Source organism: Enterococcus mundtii (genome assembly GCF_002813755.1).
Taxonomy (GTDB): Bacteria; Bacillota; Bacilli; order Lactobacillales; family Enterococcaceae; genus Enterococcus_B; species Enterococcus_B mundtii.
In genome coordinates, this window is sequence record NZ_CP018061.1 from 38,648 (window position 1) to 57,882 (window position 19,235).

At 40.0% G+C, this 19,235-nt stretch carries 14 protein-coding genes and 1 pseudogene; 9 read left to right on the forward strand and 6 right to left on the reverse strand.

Features of this window, described 5'->3' with window-relative positions; genetic code table 11:
- Positions 1-17 precede the first annotated feature (17 nt).
- The 9 genes and pseudogenes from EM4838_RS00220 to EM4838_RS00260 all read left to right on the forward strand — a co-directional run.
- A pseudogene (locus tag EM4838_RS00220) lies at positions 18-140 on the forward strand (dicarboxylate/amino acid:cation symporter); the annotation flags it as partial.
- A 203-nt stretch (positions 141-343) separates the two neighbouring features.
- Positions 344-2,185, forward strand: a complete 1,842-nt coding sequence (locus EM4838_RS00225) for a beta-glucoside-specific PTS transporter subunit IIABC (protein ID WP_071866184.1) — start codon at positions 344-346, stop codon at positions 2,183-2,185.
- Positions 2,186-2,216: 31 nt separating this feature from the next.
- Positions 2,217-3,677 (forward strand): glycoside hydrolase family 1 protein, encoded by a 1,461-nt coding sequence (locus tag EM4838_RS00230; protein WP_071866226.1) that lies wholly within the window; start codon positions 2,217-2,219, stop codon positions 3,675-3,677.
- Between the two features lie 50 nt (positions 3,678-3,727).
- The gene (locus tag EM4838_RS00235) at positions 3,728-4,567 is read left to right on the forward strand and encodes a PRD domain-containing protein (protein WP_071866185.1); all 840 of its coding nucleotides are present in this window, start codon (positions 3,728-3,730) and stop codon (positions 4,565-4,567) included.
- Positions 4,568-5,075: 508 nt separating this feature from the next.
- Positions 5,076-6,014, forward strand: coding sequence for a 2-dehydropantoate 2-reductase (locus EM4838_RS00240; RefSeq protein ID WP_071866186.1), 939 nt, complete (start codon positions 5,076-5,078; stop codon positions 6,012-6,014).
- Between the two features lie 13 nt (positions 6,015-6,027).
- Positions 6,028-7,080, forward strand: coding sequence for a PTS sugar transporter subunit IIC (locus tag EM4838_RS00245; protein ID WP_071866187.1), 1,053 nt, complete (start codon positions 6,028-6,030; stop codon positions 7,078-7,080).
- Positions 7,081-7,217: 137 nt separating this feature from the next.
- Entirely contained in the window at positions 7,218-7,955 is a 738-nt protein-coding gene (gene truA, locus EM4838_RS00250; RefSeq protein WP_071866188.1) for a tRNA pseudouridine(38-40) synthase TruA, read from the forward strand.
- Between the two features lie 98 nt (positions 7,956-8,053).
- Entirely contained in the window at positions 8,054-8,872 is an 819-nt protein-coding gene (gene msrA, locus EM4838_RS00255) for a peptide-methionine (S)-S-oxide reductase MsrA (protein ID WP_071866189.1), read from the forward strand.
- A 220-nt stretch (positions 8,873-9,092) separates the two neighbouring features.
- Entirely contained in the window at positions 9,093-10,088 is a 996-nt protein-coding gene (locus tag EM4838_RS00260) for an aldo/keto reductase (RefSeq protein WP_071866190.1), read from the forward strand.
- A gap of 272 nt (positions 10,089-10,360) precedes the next feature.
- Here the strand turns inward: EM4838_RS00260 and EM4838_RS00270 are convergent, their stop codons facing one another.
- The 6 genes from EM4838_RS00270 to EM4838_RS00295 form a co-directional block, all read right to left on the reverse strand.
- On the reverse strand, positions 10,361-10,735 hold the full coding sequence (locus EM4838_RS00270) for a hypothetical protein (protein ID WP_071866192.1): 375 nt from the start codon (positions 10,733-10,735) through the stop codon (positions 10,361-10,363).
- A 19-nt stretch (positions 10,736-10,754) separates the two neighbouring features.
- Complete coding sequence (gene lepB, locus EM4838_RS00275; RefSeq protein WP_205216901.1) at positions 10,755-11,243, reverse strand: signal peptidase I; 489 nt, start codon at positions 11,241-11,243, stop codon at positions 10,755-10,757.
- 51 nt (positions 11,244-11,294) lie between these two features.
- Positions 11,295-11,618 carry a hypothetical protein gene (locus EM4838_RS00280; protein ID WP_071866194.1) on the reverse strand — a complete coding sequence of 108 codons (324 nt, stop codon included), beginning with the start codon at positions 11,616-11,618 and terminating at the stop codon, positions 11,295-11,297.
- A gap of 61 nt (positions 11,619-11,679) precedes the next feature.
- The gene (locus EM4838_RS00285) at positions 11,680-13,425 is read right to left on the reverse strand and encodes a sortase family protein (RefSeq protein ID WP_071866195.1); all 1,746 of its coding nucleotides are present in this window, start codon (positions 13,423-13,425) and stop codon (positions 11,680-11,682) included.
- A gap of 203 nt (positions 13,426-13,628) precedes the next feature.
- Positions 13,629-14,342 (reverse strand): pilin N-terminal domain-containing protein, encoded by a 714-nt coding sequence (locus tag EM4838_RS00290; RefSeq protein WP_071866196.1) that lies wholly within the window; start codon positions 14,340-14,342, stop codon positions 13,629-13,631.
- On the reverse strand, positions 14,323-19,218 hold the full coding sequence (locus EM4838_RS00295; protein WP_071866197.1) for a SpaA isopeptide-forming pilin-related protein: 4,896 nt from the start codon (positions 19,216-19,218) through the stop codon (positions 14,323-14,325). The genes EM4838_RS00290 and EM4838_RS00295 overlap by 20 nt, the downstream gene beginning before the upstream one ends.
- Positions 19,219-19,235 lie beyond the last annotated feature (17 nt).

The following is a 19,235-nucleotide window of genomic DNA, read 5'->3' on the forward strand; positions in this document are numbered from 1 at the left end:
AATTGATTGATTCGACTGGTGTTGAATGGTTAGTAGGGATGTTGCGCACGATTTTGAATGTCAATTCTGATGTGTATTCAGCGATCCTAGTGGCAAAATCAGTCGATGAAATCGATTATGAGATTTTTAACCGTGGCTAAATGAATAAAAAGAAAGGGGTTGCAATTTTAAAAAATACTTGTTATAGTAAATGTAAATAAAACAGGCATGTGACTGGTAAAGCAGGCAGGACCTAAAGAAAGACACACAAAGAATCCTTTGTTGTTATTTCTTATGGTCTTGCCTGCTTTTTTCTTTTTTGTCTGCGCAGCGAAAAAGGAAAACGAAAGAAGGAGTGGAAAAAATGGATTATCAAACTTTAGCAAAGCATATTTTACAATTCGTTGGCGGAAAAGAAAATATCATTCATTTGGAACATTGTTCAACTAGGCTTCGTTTTACGTTGAAAGATGTCAAACAAACAAATCGTGAAGAGTTAGAACGCTTAGATGGGGTCATCGGTGTTCGTAGCAATGCTCAATTCCAAGTAATCATTGGGAATGAAGTAGTGGAAGTTTATGACGAATTAGCCAAACTGATCGGAGAAATCTCTGCAGATCAGAACATAAACAAAGAAAAGAAACCTGTTGGAACAATTTTACTTGATTTTATCATTTCAGTTTTTCAACCGTTGATTCCCGCGATTGCAGGTGGCGGTGTCTTAAAATCACTTTTACTGCTCTTATCTTTATTGGGTGTCATGGATGCAAACTCATCTACTTACCTTCTATTGAATTTGATCGGAGGAGCGCCTCTTTATTTCTTACCGATTTTAGTTGCGATGACGACGGCAAGAAAGCTAAAAGTCAATGAGATCGTAGCTGTTTCAGCAGTGAGTGCTTTGCTTTTACCAGAGATGGCAACTCTTCTAGCAGACGGAACCTCCTTTCTAGGGTTCTCAATTGAAAATATTGCGTATGCTTCTCAAGTCTTCCCAGCAATCTTAACGGTGTTGTTTTACAGTATCGTCGAAAAATATGTCACGAAGGTTTCTCCGAAGCCGATTCGTATTTTCTTTGTTCCGATGGTTGCTTTATTAGTGACTGTTCCAGTTGCACTGCTGATTTTAGGCCCTTTAGGATATAACGTTGGTGGCGCATTCTCGTATTTGATCGTCGAGTTATATCAACGATTAGGCTGGTTAGCAACAGGCTTACTTGCCGCAGTTCTACCATTGATGGTCGTTACTGGTATGCACAAAGCGATGATTCCTTATGCTGTTTCTTCAATGGGAGAGTTAGGAAAAGAGATGCTCTATTTACCGGCTTCTTTGGCTCACAATATCGCTGAATCTGGTGCATGTTTTGCCGTAAGTTTAAAGACAAAAAATATGAAATTGCGACAAACAGCGATTTCTGCAGGAATCTCAGCTTTGTTTGGTATCACTGAACCCGCATTATATGGGGTCACGATCTTACACAAAAGGGTATTGAGTATCGTGATGGTTTCTAGTTTCATCGGCGGGATATTTGCCGGAATCATGGCTTTAGAAGCTTTCGCATTGGTTGGACCAGGGATTGCGAGTATCACTATGTTTGCCAGTGCAGATCAACCGATGAATCTTGTCTGGGCATTCGTCTGTACAGCTCTTTCTTTTGTTGTGTCGTTTGTAGGTGGCTTGGTATTTTTTAAAGATCAAGAAGAAGCAACCACACAAGAAGAGAACGAGAGTCGTAGGGGAGGAACTTGGGGTATCGTGAGCCCAGTCAAAGGGCAAGTGATTCCTCTTGAAACAGTCCCAGATGATGTCTTTTCTAGTGGGATGGTTGGCGAAGGTGTCGGGGTCATTCCAGAAGAAGGTATTGTTTTTTCTCCTGAAGAAGCACAAGTGACCATGCTATTTGAGACAGGTCATGCAATCGGGTTACGAACGGTGAGCGGAGTAGAATTACTGATTCATGTAGGAATCGATACAGTCAAGTTACAAGGTGAAGGTTTCCATGCCCTTGTTCAAGAAGGGCAGATGGTGCAACCAGGCGAGCGTTTACTTGAGTTTGATATTGAAAAAATCAAACAAGCAGGATTTGATCCAGTCGTTGTGGTGGTCGTGACCAATCAGAAGGAGTATCACATCGATCGTCAAGTAGAAAATCAATCAGTGACACCCGAAACTGAGTTATTGATGATTTCTGCTTTAGCAAAATGAAAAAATAAAAGTGAGGAATAGAAAAATGGATATGACACAAACAGGTTTTCCCGAAGGATTTCTATGGGGAGGTGCAATTGCAGCAAACCAAGTAGAAGGAGCATGGAATATTGGTGGAAAAGGGTTATCTGTGGCCGATGTTGCAACCTACAAACCCAATGTAGACAACAAAGATTACGCAGCTCATGTAGGTGTGACGATCGAAAAAGTAGAAGAAGCAATAGCCGACCCTACAGACAAGTGGTTCCCTAAACGACGAGGGGTCGATTTCTATCATCGTTACAAAGAGGATTTAGCGTTATTTGCAGAAATGGGGTTTATTACATTACGTTTGTCGATTGCGTGGTCCCGACTCTTTCCAAATGGGGATGAAAAGACAGCTAATCCTGAAGGTGTCTCATTTTACAAAGAAGTTTTTAAAGAAATGAAGCGCTTAGGAATCGAACCGATTGTGACCTTGTCTCATTATGAGATGCCATTAGCATTAGCGATGAAAGGCAACGGTTGGATTCAACGAAGCGTGGTGGATGACTTTGTTCGATTTGCAGATACTTGTTTTGATGAATTTGGGGAGTATGTTCATTACTGGTTGACGTTCAATGAAGTGGATAGTATTTTTAGACACCCATTTACGACTGCCGGGATTTTGACTGATACGATCGAACCAGACAAAATTGAAGCAGCTATCTATCAAGCGTTACATCATCAATTTGTAGCAGGAGCTTTAGCAACGAAACATTGCCATGAAAAGATCCCTGGTAGCCAAGTTGGTTGTATGTTGACCAAATTGATGACCTATCCGTTGACGAGTCGACCAGAAGATGTGGAACGAACATTGAAAAAGAATATGAACAATCATTTTTATGCGGATGTTCAAGTAAAAGGTATGTATCCACCACTCGTGTTGAAAGACTTAGCCAACCGTCATATCACGATCGACATGTTACCTGGTGATAAAGAATTATTGAAAGAACATACGGCAGACTTCCTATCGTTTAGTTATTATATGTCTATGTGTGAATCCGCAGATCCAAAGGCAGAGCGGACACCGGGGAATACCGTTTTGGGTGTTAAAAATCCTTATTTAGAAGCGACAGATTGGGGCTGGCAAATCGATCCTTTAGGCTTGAAAATTTCTTTACTAGAATTATATGACCGTTATCAAGTACCGTTGATGATCGTTGAAAATGGCATGGGAGCCTTTGATGAAGTGATTGACGATGAAATCCATGATCCTTATCGAATCGCCTATTTTACTGCACATTTCAAAGCGATGAAAGCAGCCATCGATGAAGGGGTTGATTTGATTGGTTATACAAGTTGGGGACCTATTGATTTAGTCAGTGCCGGAACCTCTCAAATGTCAAAACGTTACGGATTCATTTATGTAGATGCGGATGATGAAGGAAATGGAAGTTATGATCGCTTGCGTAAAGATTCATTTTACTGGTATAAAGAAGTTATTAGAACGAATGGTCGATCGATCAAGTGAAGGAACTGTTCGATGCGCTCAAGGAGTGAACTGGATCGAAGGAGGGTATCATGAGAAAAATACTAAAGGTGCTTAACTCCAGTGTGGTATTGATCGACAGCAATCATCAAAAAATGATTGCTTTAGGAAAAGGGATCGGTTTTGGCAAAAAGCCCGGGGAGATCATCTCGGATGATTCGATTGATGAAATCTATCTACCCTATGATGAAGGCAAAGCCATGCAATTATTGGATTTGATCAAAGAAGTTCCTTTGACCTATTTTGAATTAACGAAAGCAATGGTCTCTAGTATGGAAAAACGACTAGAGAAACGGTTGAACTCTAGTATTTATTTAACATTACCTGATCATTTACATTTTTCAGTTGAACGTATGACCCAAGGGATCATCATCACCAATCGTTTATACTGGGAAATCAAGAATTACTATCCGGAGGAATATCAAGCAGCGGAGGAAGCCTTGATGATCTTCAATGAAAAATCCGATGTGGAGTTACCCATTGAAGAAGCGGCAAATATCGCCTTTCACGTCATCAATTCATTGTCTCAAGAAAGTCAAGGAACCGATAGTATGAAGCAAGCAAAGCTGATTGGTGGGATCGTCAACTTAGTAAAATATTCGATTCGGATCGACATTGCTCCAGACTCGATCCATTATAGTCGCTTTATTACTCATGTTCGTTTTTTCGTTGAACGGTTGTTTGCGAATAAGATGTTGGATGGTCAAGATGATGGGCTATATCAACAAATGTGTATCTTGTATCCATTGGCGATGGAAAATGCAGACAAAGTAAGGCAGTATATCCAGAAAATGATCCAACAGGAAATCACGAATGAGGAAGTCACCTATCTAGGTGTGCATATCAATCGATTGATGCGGCACCCTGATTGAAGATAAAAATAGATAAGATGATGTAATGAAAAGCAGCAAGCCAAAGAACATTTCTGGCAGCTGCTTTTTTGTGTCGAATAAGAGGAATAGGTATTTTTTTAGCGAAATGTATGTCCGCCAAATACAAGATATACTATTTTTAGAATACGATCGTGTGTTAGTTCACAAGTTTATGTGATTAGTTATATAACACTTATGATTTTAAATTTAAGAAAAATAATCGCGGTTATATTAAAAAAACGGGCTGTTTTTAGTGTATAATACTCCTTAGTGTCGTACGACAACCCATCTGATTTAGCTTGGAATCAATAGATAACGCTTACGTTTATGAGCAATCAATCAGGCTATTTGAAATAAATCAAAGGAAATGGGAAAATGAGTCAAGTAAAATAGTTTTTCAAACGAATGATCAGTCATAACTAGCGGACATTGTGAATGATTGAATGATCGTAAGGGGAATTATTTGCTTATTCGTCGTATAACCAAATTAAAGGGGGAGAACAAAGAAATGAAGATAGCAATTGCTGGTGCAGGTGCAATGGGGAGTCGATTTGGACTCATGTTGCAAAAAGGTGGAAATGACGTGACATTGATCGATGGTTGGAAAGACCATGTAGAAGCGATCAAAGAAAATGGATTGAAAGCAAACTTTAATGGCGAGGACATCGTTGTCGATATCCCAGTCGTTCTTCAATCAGAAATCAATGATGCAGAAAAAGTTGATTTGATCGTCTTATTCACGAAAGCAATGCAACTTGAAAAAATGCTGGAAGATATTCGTCCAATGATCAAAGATGATACTAAAGTCCTTTGTTTATTGAACGGGATCGGCCATGAAGATATTATTGAAAAATTTGTACCAATGAAAAATATTTTTATTGGTAATACGATGTGGACAGCAGGCTTAGAAGGGCCTGGACGTGTGAAATTATTCGGTAGTGGTTCAGTAGAACTACAAAACTTAGGAGACGGACAAGAAGAAGCTGCGAAAGAATTGGCAGAAACTTTAGCTGAATCGGGTTTGAATGCGAAGTATTCAAGTAATATCCATTACTCGATCTATCGTAAAGCTTGTGTCAATGGCACGATGAACGGCTTATGTACGATTTTAGACGTGAACATGGCAGGACTTGGTCGTACTTCTACGGCTCATGATATGGTTGTTGCTATCGTAAATGAATTTGGTCAAGTAGCAAAAGCAGAAAATATTGATTTAGATGTGGAAGAAGCAGTCGCACACTGTGAAACTTGTTTTGATCCTGAGACGATCGGTATGCATTTCCCATCGATGCATCAAGATTTGATCAAAAACAACCGATTGACAGAAATCGACTATATCAACGGTGCGATTTCACGTAAAGGAAAGAAATACGGGATCGCTACGCCTTACTGTGACTTTTTGACAGCGCTCGTGCATGCAAAAGAACAGATTTTACAGGCGAAATAGGAGGAACAAATAAATGGATACGACGAATAAATTAACGCCAAGAATTTTTTTGAACAAAGTATTAGCTGGAACAGCAACAGGGATCATCGTAGGACTGATTCCAAATGCTGTTTTAGGAGCTATTTTAAAGTATTTCAGTGAATATCCTGTTGCTGTGACGATCGCACAACTAGCTGTGATCTTCCAATTAGCGACTCCGTTGATCATTGGTGGTTTGATCGGGTTACAATTTGGGTTTAATCCGATGCAAATGATGGTAGTAGCTGGTGCTTCATTTGTCGGTTCTGGTGTTGTCCGCTTTATGCCAGACCTTGGTGAAGCAGGTGTATATGTAGGGTCAGGTACAGGAGATATCATCAATACTATGATTACTGCAGCGATTGCTGTTGGTCTGATCCTATTGATCGGCGATCGTTTTGGGTCAGTCGCAATCGTATTGACACCAATCGTAGTCGGTGTGGGCGCAGGTCTTATTGGGTTTTATTTATTCCCTTATGTGACAGCGATCACCTCTGCAATCGGTGAAGGTATCAATAACTTCACGACATTGCAACCTCTTTTGATGTCTATTTTGATCGGTTGTTCATTTGCCTTTTTGATCATTTCACCGATTTCAACAGTGGCGATTGGTTTAGCAATCCAGTTAGACGGTGTCTCTGCTGGTGCTGCTGCTATGGGTGTTGCAGCAACAACCTTTGTGTTGATCGTCAATTCTTGGCGTGTCAATAAATCAGGTGTCACGATCGCGATTGCGTTAGGTGCGATGAAGATGATGATGCCGAACTTATTCCGTAAACCGATCATCTTAGTTCCATGTTTAGTAAGTGCGGTTATCACAGCGATACCTGTTGCACTTTTCTCTGTATCAGGAACACCAGCTTCTGCGGGCTTTGGGATCGTTGGTTTAGTTGGCCCTCTTGCTTCATTAGATGCTGGACTAAATATCGTGATGGTGTTGATTTGTTGGTTCGTCGTACCAGTCGCGGCTGCTTTATTTACGCAATTGGTATTTGAAAAAGTCTTAAAACTTTACGACCGGGAAGAAGTCTTCAAATTCTTAGGTTGATCAAAATTATAAAAGAAAAAAACGCAAAACAGAGAAATTTCTGGATTGCGTTTTTTTTTGAGAAGAAGCTGGTGTTATCTGCTATACTGACACTAAATGAAAACAATGGATCATTTGATCCAATAGAAGGAGAATACATGAGAAATATAAAATTAACGATCGAATATGATGGAAAAAGATATTCTGGTTGGCAACGACTTGGTAATGATGAAAAAACGATCCAAGGAAAGATCGAAGCGATCATTTCGCAAATGACCAGTGAAACGATTGAGATTATCGGTTCTGGTCGAACAGACGCTGGGACACACGCCAGAGGTCAAGTAGCTAACTTCAAAACAGCTAGTACAATGAGTCGAATGGAGATGCTGGATTTCCTCAATCGTTATTTGCCAAGAGATATTGTGGTGAAAAAAGTGGAAGAAGTACCTGAACGTTTTCATGCTCGATATAATGCAAAAGGGAAAAAATATAGTTACTACGTTTGGAATGCACCGATTCCAACAGTGTTTGAAAGAAACCATAGTTTTGATTATCCGAAGGCACTTGATTTGGAGAAAATGGAAGAAGCTTGTCGGAAACTAGAAGGAAAACATGACTTTATTGGATTTTCAGCATTGAAAAAAACAAAAAAATCAACAGTACGTACAATTGAAGAATTATCGGTCCAACAAGAAGGCAATATGCTTCATTTTACATTTGTAGGAGATGGTTTTTTGTATAAAATGGTACGGATCTTAATGGGAACGATTTTAGATATTGGTTCAGGTAAAGCTGATTTATCTTTGATCGATACGATTTTTGAAACGAAAGTCAGACAGCAAGCAGGCGAGACAGTTCCCGCACATGCGCTTTTTCTAGATGAAGTGTATTATTAAGAGATGTTAAATGATTCAAAGAAAATAGTGAAAAAGCAATCTCAGCTTTTTCCTGTTTCCTTGGATCGACAGTGGACACTTTGGGAGGAGGAGATCCGATGAAGAAAGAGGAAGAAATCACCACTCTCTATAATTTGATTTTAAACCCAAACACGCGAGACTGGGAACGGCAACAACTAATTACAGCAAAAGAAGAGTTAGCAACTTCTGTTTCTCTAAAAGAGGTACTTGAAAAGTTGGAAGTTTCTTTACGACCATTAGCTTTACGACAAAATCTAACGCCAGACGTCATGGATTTCTATTTGCAAATGGTCGGCGATCCGTTAGGGGAAGCGCGGTATGATTTTTCTAAACACGAAATGACAGATCCGACTGTTCAAGAACGAGCAGTATTTGCTGGCGGTTGTTTTTGGTGTATGGTAGAGCCTTTTGAGCAAAAAGCAGGGATTGTTTCTGTGATGTCCGGGTACACAGGTGGGCAGTTTGATTCCCCTAATTATGACCAAGTCAGTGGCGGCTATACTGGTCATGTGGAAGCAGTGGAGATCATATTTGATAAGCGAGTGATCAGTTATCAAGAGCTAGTCGAGATTTACTGGCAAGTAACGGACCCGACGGATGAATTTGGACAATTCCAAGACCGCGGAGAACAATATCGCCCAATCATTTTTGTTCAAAATGAAGAGCAACAAAAAACTGCTGAAGCGTCGAAACAAGCATTAAGCGTATCAGGTCGCTACAGAAAACCGATAGTTACAGCTATTTTGCCAGCGACAGCTTTTTGGCCGGCTGAAAATTACCATCAACAATTTTACCAGAAGCAACCAAAACGTTACAAAAAAATAAAACAAACCCGTCGACAATTAGCATTTTTGCAAAGAATGACGCACAATTGGGGAAAAAAAGCCAAGAAATAAATAAGTTAACACAATTATGATAGCGTTTTCTGCCAGAGCTGATGTATCACTTGAAAGTAGACGAGGTTACATGGGTACTTGAAATAGAGATGGATCAAAAAGCTGGGTTAGTAGTCATCTGCTATCCTTGAAAATGAAAAACGGCATTCCAGAAGTAACTCCTTATTTTTTCGGAGTGGAAGACTTCTGTGATAATCATAAAAAATAAGGAGTGAATGAAATGTATGTAGCTGATAAAACGCGTTACGAAAACATGGAGTATCGTAAAAGCGGTCGATCTGGCTTAAAGCTGCCCTTACTGTCTTTAGGGTTATGGCAAAATTTTGGGGAATATGATCCCATCAGTAATCAGCGGGAAATTTTAAGGGGGGCTTTTGATTTAGGCATCACCCATTTTGATCTAGCCAATAATTATGGTGGACCTGCTGGAGCAGCTGAAACAAACTTTGGGCGACTTTTTAAAGAGGATTTCAAATCCTATCGAGATGAACTGATTATCTCTAGTAAAGCAGGCTATCATATGTGGGATGGCCCATATGGCGATTGGGGGTCTCGTAAGTCGATCATTGCCAGTTGTGACCAGAGTTTGCAACGTATGGGTTTGGACTATGTGGATATTTTCTATCATCATCGTCCAGATCCTGAAACACCTTTGGAAGAAACCGCAGAGGCATTGATGCAATTAGTTCGACAAGGAAAGGCCCTTTATATCGGTATCTCTAACTACAATGGGGCGGACACACAGCGAATGGCGGAAATTTTACGCAAAAAAGATGCCCCCTTCGTGATCCATCAAATGCGTTACAATCTGTTTTCAAGAGAATTACTTGAGACGGACTTAGCACCTGTTCTTGCTGAAAATGGACTAGGTGCAATCACGTTTAGTCCCTTAGCACAAGGCTTGTTAACGAATCGCTACTTACATGGTATTCCTGAAGATTCACGTGCCCATCGAAAAGAAATCCCTTTTCTTTCAGAAGAACAGATTGCACCGACACTACGTAAAATCACACAGTTACAGGAAGTGGCGGAAGCGAGAGGACAAACATTGGCTCAGATGGCATTGGCGTGGAATGTGCGACAACCATCAGTGACAAGTGTCTTAGTCGGTGCTAGCCGTTTGAGTCAGTTGCAGGAAAGTGTCAAAATGAAAGATAATCTCGTCTTTGCACCAGAAGAACTAGCAACGATCGAAACGATTTTGGCAGAAAATTAACGTGTGAGAAAATCACGTTGAAGTGGATACAACAAAAGCAAGAGTGTCTGGGGCATTAGTCCTCTAGCATATTTTAAAACCGAATAAAAGGCGGAAACAGGAGTAACTTCTTCGGAAATAAGGCGCCATCCACAAAAATTTGAAAAACAATTTTCGTGGATGGCGCCTTATTTATCGAGGCTAAACACTTCTGTTCCAACCTCCTCTTGTTTCTGCTATCGTATTTTGTGTTTGAGAGGTGATGTAGGGACAGACGGCGCAGATTGTTTTCTTCACTTCTTTTTTACTTGGTACAATAACTTGCCTGCTTGTTCTTCTAAAGTGAAGGTTTTATCGTCTTGCTTTTTTTGTTCCTGTTCTATTTGTTCCAAATTTGTTTCAGACGCAACAGAAGGAGCCTTCACATACAACATACGCCCATCTTCTGCGGTTTTTATTAAAGATACGGGAGACGAGTGGCTATCGATTTCTGTTTTTTTTTCTGACACTGTCGCTGTTTCTAGCGTTAGCTCACTTATTTTTCTTGTGAATGGTTCATGTAGTTCTTCCTCAGTTTCCAAATCAATCTCTTCCTCTAGTGGTAGTTGATAAATTTCATCTAATAAACTTTTTGAGAAAAACCAACCATCATTCTTTTTTTTACCCATAGTTGTCAAACACTTCCTTTTATTTAAAAATAACTTTTCCTAAAATACGAGAATGACTAACAAGTCCAAATGTCCGACTATCTTCAGAAATATCCGGATTATCGCCTAAAACAAAATAGGTATTTTCAGGAAGATAGGTCAAATGTTTCATTTGCGCGACTGCTTCTGGACTCAGTCGAAAAATCTCTGTAGGAGAATGCGGCTTGTTGCCTAAATGCAAGGTCAGTTCATTCCCATGTACTTTTATAGAATCTCCTGGGATTCCGATAATCCTTTTTACGATTTCATCCGTAGAGGATCGCTGAATAGCGATGATGCTATAACGTGTAAGCGAAGAAAATTTGTCCACGATCACTATGTTGCCGTTGACTAAAGTATCCTCCATCGATGTTCCAGTAACTTGATGAAAGTGATAGCGGTGAAGCGAATAAGTAAACGTAACGCATAGAAGCAGACATATTAAGAAATAGGGTCCTTTCTTTTTCCTTTTTCGAAGTTGACCATTCACCCAAATAAACAAGAAAACAGCCCCCTTTTTTTACTTGCTTGTTCTTTTTGATTAGTCCAATCGATTTTTTAGTTCTTGGACCCGTTCAACTAACTCAAGGATTGTCTGATGGTCATTTATTCGAGTATTTTGTAGTTCAAACAGCATGTAGACACAAAAGGCCAATGCAATAGTTAGCAAGCTATTAATGATCAAAAGATAAAAAAATTGTTTTTTCAATAATTTCAGTTCATAAATACTGATTTTTTTATATAGAAGCGGTTGATCACCGGCTTTCTTTTTTAGCAAAATCAATCTCCCTTGTTTTATCATTTGGATTCCCAAGAAAAATAAAATAGCCAACACAACAAGGGATAAGATACTGTTGATAAGCATGAAAGAGACCTCCTTTATAAGTAGTTCTTTTGAAGATGTTTTGCTCAATGGGGGAAAACACTTAAACAAGATGGAACAACAGTATCGGTATCAATAAGAAAAAAACGATCGGGATCAAGGTCTGTAATGGCTCGGCGACGATCTTAGACGCCACGGACATTGACCACGAATTAATGGGATGGACGGGAGAGTCCGCGAGAATCGTGCCATCTATGTTTGTACGGTTTTTTTCTAAGCCTAATTGGGCTAATTCAGTAGCGGATAAGGTGCTTAGACTTTTTACGCTACTTAAATTTCCTTGAACGACTCGACGAAAACGTGTGCCGATGTCACCTTCACAACGCACTAAAGTGATCATAGCTTGTGGTGCTTCTTTTTTGATTTCGAGTAACTCGATTTCTGTATCAACAACGACATCGTTGTAGCTCACTTCATAGACAAATAGCTCGTTGAAATCTGTCGCATAGATCTTTGCATTGAGACGAAGTTGAGCGATTTGATGAAGCAAGACATTTTGTTCAAATACATTATGTGATAAGAGGACATAATTTCCTTTGCCGAGTTGTTGATTTTGCGTGTAAGTGGCTACGCCATTCATCAAGTTGTCATTATTCATACCGGCAAGTATCGGTAAGTCGATCGCTACTTCTGGGATCATTATTTTTCCGATGCCCCAGTCATTGATGCTTTGTTGGTAATTGATCTTCGCTTTGGAAAAATTACTGAGATTGACACTCGCAATGTCGATTTCAGAGTAGTTAGCTGCCGCTATTTTTGGCAAGTTGAACGTTGAAAGGTCTGTATTTTGTCCTATATCAATGCTCTCCATTTCTTGTTGTTTCTGAATTTGTGTATAGCCATAGATTCCGACACTTAGTAAAGCAACCATTGAAAGAACTAAAGTAATAAAGAGTCCTTTGGTCAAGAAATAAAGGCGAAGCAATTTTTTTCTGGATTTTTCTTTGACAAAGGGGTCTTCAGAGCGAAAGCGTTTGACTAGATAACGAAAACGAACAATAAGTAGGAGAGCGATAGTGAGACAAACACTGAAAGAGCCTAATACAATGGTTTGATAACTCCAGAAATTTCGTTTTTCAACTTGTCGATTAACGGCTTCGTTGTAAGGAATCCGGACACCATTTACTAATAATCGATACGTATTGATTCCTGGTGGCGTGCAAGTCAATAAGGTGACCATATCCTTTCCAGGGATGATTTTGGCTTTATCGACTTCAGTAGGCAAGACTTCTTCAAAGGATTCGATTTGATAAGCGAGGCGTTCACCTAAAATCGTGAGAAAGAATAGATCGCCAATTTGAAGATGGATGATATCAGTAAATAAAACTTGGTTCTGGATACCGCTATGACCAGTGATGATCGATCGTGTGTTTTCACCGCCCACTGGAATCGAACTCGCTTCGTAATGTCCTAAGCCACGATTAAGTGTCAAAAAATCAGTGCCGTGATAAAAAGGCATGGTTTCGATTGCCAAAGCGGGAATGTCTAGTGTACCCATTACCCCAGCGGTATTGATCAATGTTTGGTACTCAATTTCATCGAAGTCAACCAAGTCTCCTTGTTGTTCTTTATAAATCAATTCATTGTAACGTTTTGCTTGCTCGAATTTATGCCCTAATTCATCTTTCGTTAGCTGTTCTAATGCTTGATGGTAATTGATGGAAGCAGTACTACGTTCACGATTTGCGAGATAGTTCGCAAAAATCGGATAGATCAAAGTGAGCGTTCCTAAAAGAATCAATAGTGAAGCAAATAACAAAAGAACAGACTTCTTTTCTTTTTCAATCAAGGTTGTTCACCTCATTTTCATTTCATTATTTTTGTTTTTAGATTTGCGAAAAAAGCAAAGTCATTTCTCTTTTCTGCTTTCGGAAATGTAAAAACGAGAGTTGTGAAAAATTCTGAAATAAGCGGAAATCCACAAAAATCAACACTCGATTTTTGTGAATTTCTTCTTACTTCTTAGGTTAGAAACAATTGGTTCTAGACTGTTTAAGGCTTTTTTTTCCCTTTTGGTTTAAAATTAACGATTGTGACGATCCCTAGTAAGATGATCAATGCCAGTGTAAAATAAACCGGAAAAAGTGAACCGAGATTCCCACTTGTTTGTGGAATCCTTTTTGTAGTCGCTTGCCCTTGTTTCGGTATAATCGATCTAGGAGTAGCTCCTTCTTCAGGAGAGACGACCACGCTTGATTTTGGATAAATAAACAATTGATCTAAACGAGTGCCATCGGCAGTAATTGCAGGTAATTGGACAACGACTGGCTTAGCTGGGGAAGACAATGCATCGTTTGCAAGTTCGGTGACTTCATAGAGTCCTTCAGTCAATGGAATAGTCGCTTGCCCGTTTGACCCCGTGATGATTTCGATTGGTTCAAAACTTGGGATTTCCGTAAAAGGATCACTGGCATCATTACTCGGTGTGACCTTCTTGATTTGATAACGAATCCCAGGAAAGGGGGTTAATGCCTGTCCCTGTTCGTTCGTTAATCCCGTTTCTAAGGAGCCAGTTGGCTCAGAAGGAAGTAGGTGATTATCCATTTCCTGCTCTGAAAGCTTATATTTTACAATTGTTAATTGGAAGGCTTCTTCTGCGTATGCCACAGGAGTAGTCCATTTTCCAATTGAACCACCGAAGAGGAATAGTAGAACCAACAGGAGGCGAATAAATAAAATGGAATGATCATCTTTTTTTGGGTTCATCTTTCTTTCCTCCTGTTTTTTTTCGATTCATTTCCTCCAATTGGTATTTTGTACCTAATCCGATTAAACCAATCAGGGATAAACTAGCAGCTGCGATAAGGACACGTTGCATGATTGAACTGTTACCGGCAAAAGGCAATTCAGTGATCAGCTCATCTTCGGCAAAGAGATGAACGATCGTGTTGTTTTCATCCAATGTGACCTCGCTTGGTTGTTTCAATAGTTCATAGCCATCGGGTGCGTTTGTTTCAACCAACTCATAGGTACCGAAGGGAACCTCTTCAAAATGAATACGTCCATTCGCGTCAGTTGTCTTCGTTTGGAGGATCACGCCTGATTCTTTTTCGTGGAGGGAAAACTCAGCGCCAGCCAGTTTATTTCCTCCAATCAACTGATTTTCGTCATTGATATCTGGTTGATCATCCTGATCATCATCTACAGCGGTACCTGCTTCTAACTTATACAAATAAATCTCTCCGAGTGTACTGACAAGCCCTAGATTCAAATAAGGAATATGATAGATAGAATCATCTGTCGTGATCATTCCCGGCAAATTGGCTAAAGGTTCAGCGATATACTCATTGGTTCGGAAGGTGGTTTGATTTGCTTTTGAGTTGATGGAAGGATCTTCACCAACCATTGGCCTCGTTACTGCAACTTCTTTTCGTTCGATTTGATCGCCGATTTGGAATTCTACGATATAGGTTCCTTCTGGTAGATAATTAAAACTGTAATGTCCGTTTGCTTCTGTTTTTAGTGTGGCATTTCCGTTACTGTCAACAAATGATGTTCCTTTCAAGTTATGCTCGACCAACTGATCGGCTACTTCGCTTGGGTGAGTCAGGCTTGTTCGATAGAGTTTGACAGGGATATTTGCTAGCCTTTCCTCGCCATCATCGTATAGACCATCGCGATCTTCGTCTAACCATACGAACCCGCTCAACTCTCTGCCATATACTCGGGTAATCGTTTCTTGTGAATGGACAGGTAAGTCGATTTGCGCATTCATATGGGCGGTATTTCGATATTGGTCGCCTGGTAATTGGTCAACTGGTTGGACAGTGATGGAGAGAGTGACCGATTCACCAATCGGAACAGTTGGTTTAGTGATCATAAAACCTGTGGCATGTTTGATTTCTTCATCAGGTGTTGAACCGGGTGTGTATTCCGTCCATGTAGCAAGGTCGATCTCATTTGGGTTCGTCGCATCTTCTACTGGTTCGGTGGTGTAATACATCGTATATCCTTCTGTGTCGATATCCACTGAAAGAACCTCTAGCGTACCATTGAAAGAAGAGCCACGAGAATCACCGTTATACGGTAAGATATCCATCAGACGAAAATCATGAGCGGGTTGTAAGGCACTGTTGGCTGAAGTGATCGAATAAGTGAACGAAGTATCAGCATCCGCTTCGGTCAAAGGATTCATTTCTTGATTTCCTGTTTCAATTGATGTTTTGTTGACGGACTTGCTTATTGTTAGTTGCTGGACAAGCTCTTGAATGAACTGGTCTTGAGATGATCGAGCTGATTCGGCACGGGTATCTATAATTTCTGGAGTATCGGAAATCCACATTTCACCAACACTACGTATGACGAGTGAATGAGTTAAGCCCATGTCATTGAATGCTAGTTGCGAACTATCACTGATAGCCGTGAAATTCACTTCAATCCCCTCTGTAATAGAGGAGTCAGGAAACACCCAACGCAATGTCGTTTCTCCGTTTTCGTGTTGGATAATGATTGGATCAGGTAAAGGATTATCATGTTCATCTTTCGAAGAACCAGCTAGGTAATTGATTCCTTTTGGAAGAATGGTATTCAGCGCACTATCATAATCAACTTCTTCCGATCCAGAGAATGTTCCTCGAACTTTGACATCGATTTGTTCGTCGGATTGATACAAAGGTTTCGATACAAGTGTTTCTGTTTCAATTCCAAAATTCTTAATAAAGGCATTTGTACCAAGAAAAGGCGTAGTAACAGCACTTGGTATACTACTATCGTAGGGAATGGTTACATTAGAACCATCCGCGGCCCAAGTAGCTGGAAAGAAAGTAAGATTATTTTCCGCAGGGCTTTGCTTAAAAACAACACCTGAATCATTTCTGAGAGCAGCACGTGATAGGTGGACATAAGGATCGCCCTCCTCATCCAATGCGCCTGATTGACCGATGACTCTTATTGGAACGCCATTCCAGTGTAAAAAGGTAGGCTCGTTATTGATATGGTATTGGAATCGGACGGCACTGATCACCCCAGCTTCCTGTGCTTCTTGGGGAGTGTCGTACCAAGTGTAATTTGAAACGATTGTATCAATATGTGGGACGGTTAAGTCGGGCATAGCATTTCCATTATTTCTAACACCATACGTTAAATAAGAGTAATCACTTTCGTTTGGATAATAACGTTGTGTATACGGTTGTCTAGAAATATCATACTCAAATCCATTGGAATTCCATTGGAAAATTTGGTCAGAGGTTGCTGTTCCAGGAACATTCTGTGTGACAAACCAGCCTCCTAAATGTAATTTTTGTCCTCTCATAAGAGTCGGTTTGCCAACATTAAATTCCCACGTATTGAATCCAATATCCTGATTTCCCCAACTGTGTATCTTGCCTGTTATGGGATCTGGAGGATTTAAAACGACGAAGTTTGGACCGGAGGAAATATCTCCTGTCGGAATCATATAACTACTAAAATGTACTTTAGCGTCATTAGTAGTAGTTACTCCATCATAAGTTAAAGTAGGAATACTTAAGTTTAATGTGTAATACGACCAATTGTTTGTTAACATTAATTCCTGTAACCTCGAATGATCCCAGTCAAAAATAAATTCAATGCTGATAAAAGCTTTGTTTGAAAAGGTATGACCTAAAGTGTCATAAGTATAGATATTTTTGATTCCTTTATAGTTTGAGATTTCCCAAGATTCTTGATAATTTCCTAATTCAATCATGACATTACCAGAGTTGAACACCCCGATTTTTTTGTGATCACTATAAGGTTCAGAAAAGTAAAGTTCATTTGTTTTTCCGTGGGGTACAGGCAATGGGTGCGCTAATATTGTCGGATCAAATGTTGCTTCATACGGACTACCTTCTGTGGTTGCTTGCCAATCAGCAGTCGTTCGATCGGCATCTGTGACAGAATAGAAACGTGTTTGGGCGGAGTCATATTCAGATGGATCTACAGGTATTTGAGTATTTCCCAAAGTTCCGGTGACATTTTGAATAAGATCAAAAGTAATCGGTCCTTCAGGGTAGGTGGAACCGCGAATATCACCGATACTTCGTCCATCTAGATTTTTTAGCTCAATGACTAATCCTAGGTTGTATACCGAATCATTATTTGTAGCGTTAGGATCATAGATTTGATAAGTCGTTTGCTCGCCACGGACGAGTGTTGCAGCAATAGAAGGTGCGGAAGAAACGATTGTTGGCGGCGCAGTTAGATTTGCTAAATGTTCGACTGTATAAGTGTGATTAAATGTTTCTAACTCACCAGTATTTATATTTATGGCATCAATCAGTTGCAATTTGAACGTGGGTTGCATGATCGTTCCGTTCTTTGCACCAGACACATTGACAACGATGGGCACGAAAACTTGTCCCGAAGTGCTGATGATCGATTCCATGATGCCTTCAGAATACATGGTGCCATCACCGATGCCTGTATCAATATACGTGCCATTGGCAATTTCTCCATTAATAAAAGGCGCATCATTAATCAGGGTAGTCGCGTTAGGCAAGGTGCTAACGACACGATAGCGGATATTTGTGTAATCGTTCGGTAACTGTGTTTGTATTGAGAAGCCAAGTCGGTATAAGATTTGATCATTGGAACGAACGATATCGTTATTTGGAGAACTATCATAGCCAGGATCATCGTGGGAATCAAAACTGTCTGTACCAGTGGCCATCGTTAATTTGGCATCTTTGATGACGATAGGATTACTGCTAGTTTCTTCGCTGGTATCTATTTCTTCAGCCACTAATTTTGGTGTAATGATGGAGTCTTCTGCAGGGAACTCTTCTTCGAGAAGTTCTTCCATTGTTAAATCAGTTTCCTTTGTTTCGACCACTAAGATATTCTCATCGGCGATAGTTTCCTCAAATGGAGGAAGTGCTGTATCGTTTCTTTCATCATGGGTTTCAGCTTGTTCTGTTTGGGCCTCGTAGTCTGAGTCTTCGGCTGAAGATGACGTTTCTTCAACGTGGGATTCGGATGTTTCTTCTAATGCAGTCACATCATCTGGTCTTAACCATTGAAAAAGGGATTGATACTGCTGAGAATAAACATCCGTCAATACGATACTCATATCTTTCGTTGGTTCCCGAAAAACGAGAGTGACTGGCTGATCTTTGACTAAGCGTAAATAAATAGTCGGTTGCTCCGAGTTTTCCTCGGATGCTACACCAATTACATCACTTGCTACTGCTTGTTCAATTGTAGGGAGGGCAGGCTCAACCATGGACGCAGTAGTTGAGGAGACGGTTGTTTCCGTCGTTTTTACACCAATACCTAGACGAGCCAGCTCTTCTTCTTGAACAAAATTTTCGGTGGAATAGATAGGGATGGTTTGCTCCTGTTCCTCATTTAAGGTGGTGATTGCATAATCCGTACTAGCTGGGAGAGCGAGTAAACGATTTTCAGTACTTCTGATCGTGATGGTTGCAGGATCATCATAAATTTGTGTTTCTTTTGTCATAAAGGTTTGATCCTGATTGATTACTTCAACTAAATGTGCTTCTTCTTTGGCTCGAAGGGGACCACCTACAATAACGACTTTAGCGATTATACCAAGGATAATCGCTAAAACAATCACTATTAGAATAGGAGGTTTTACTTTGAGTCTAGAAAAACTAGTATTCATTGCAGTCTCCTTTCATT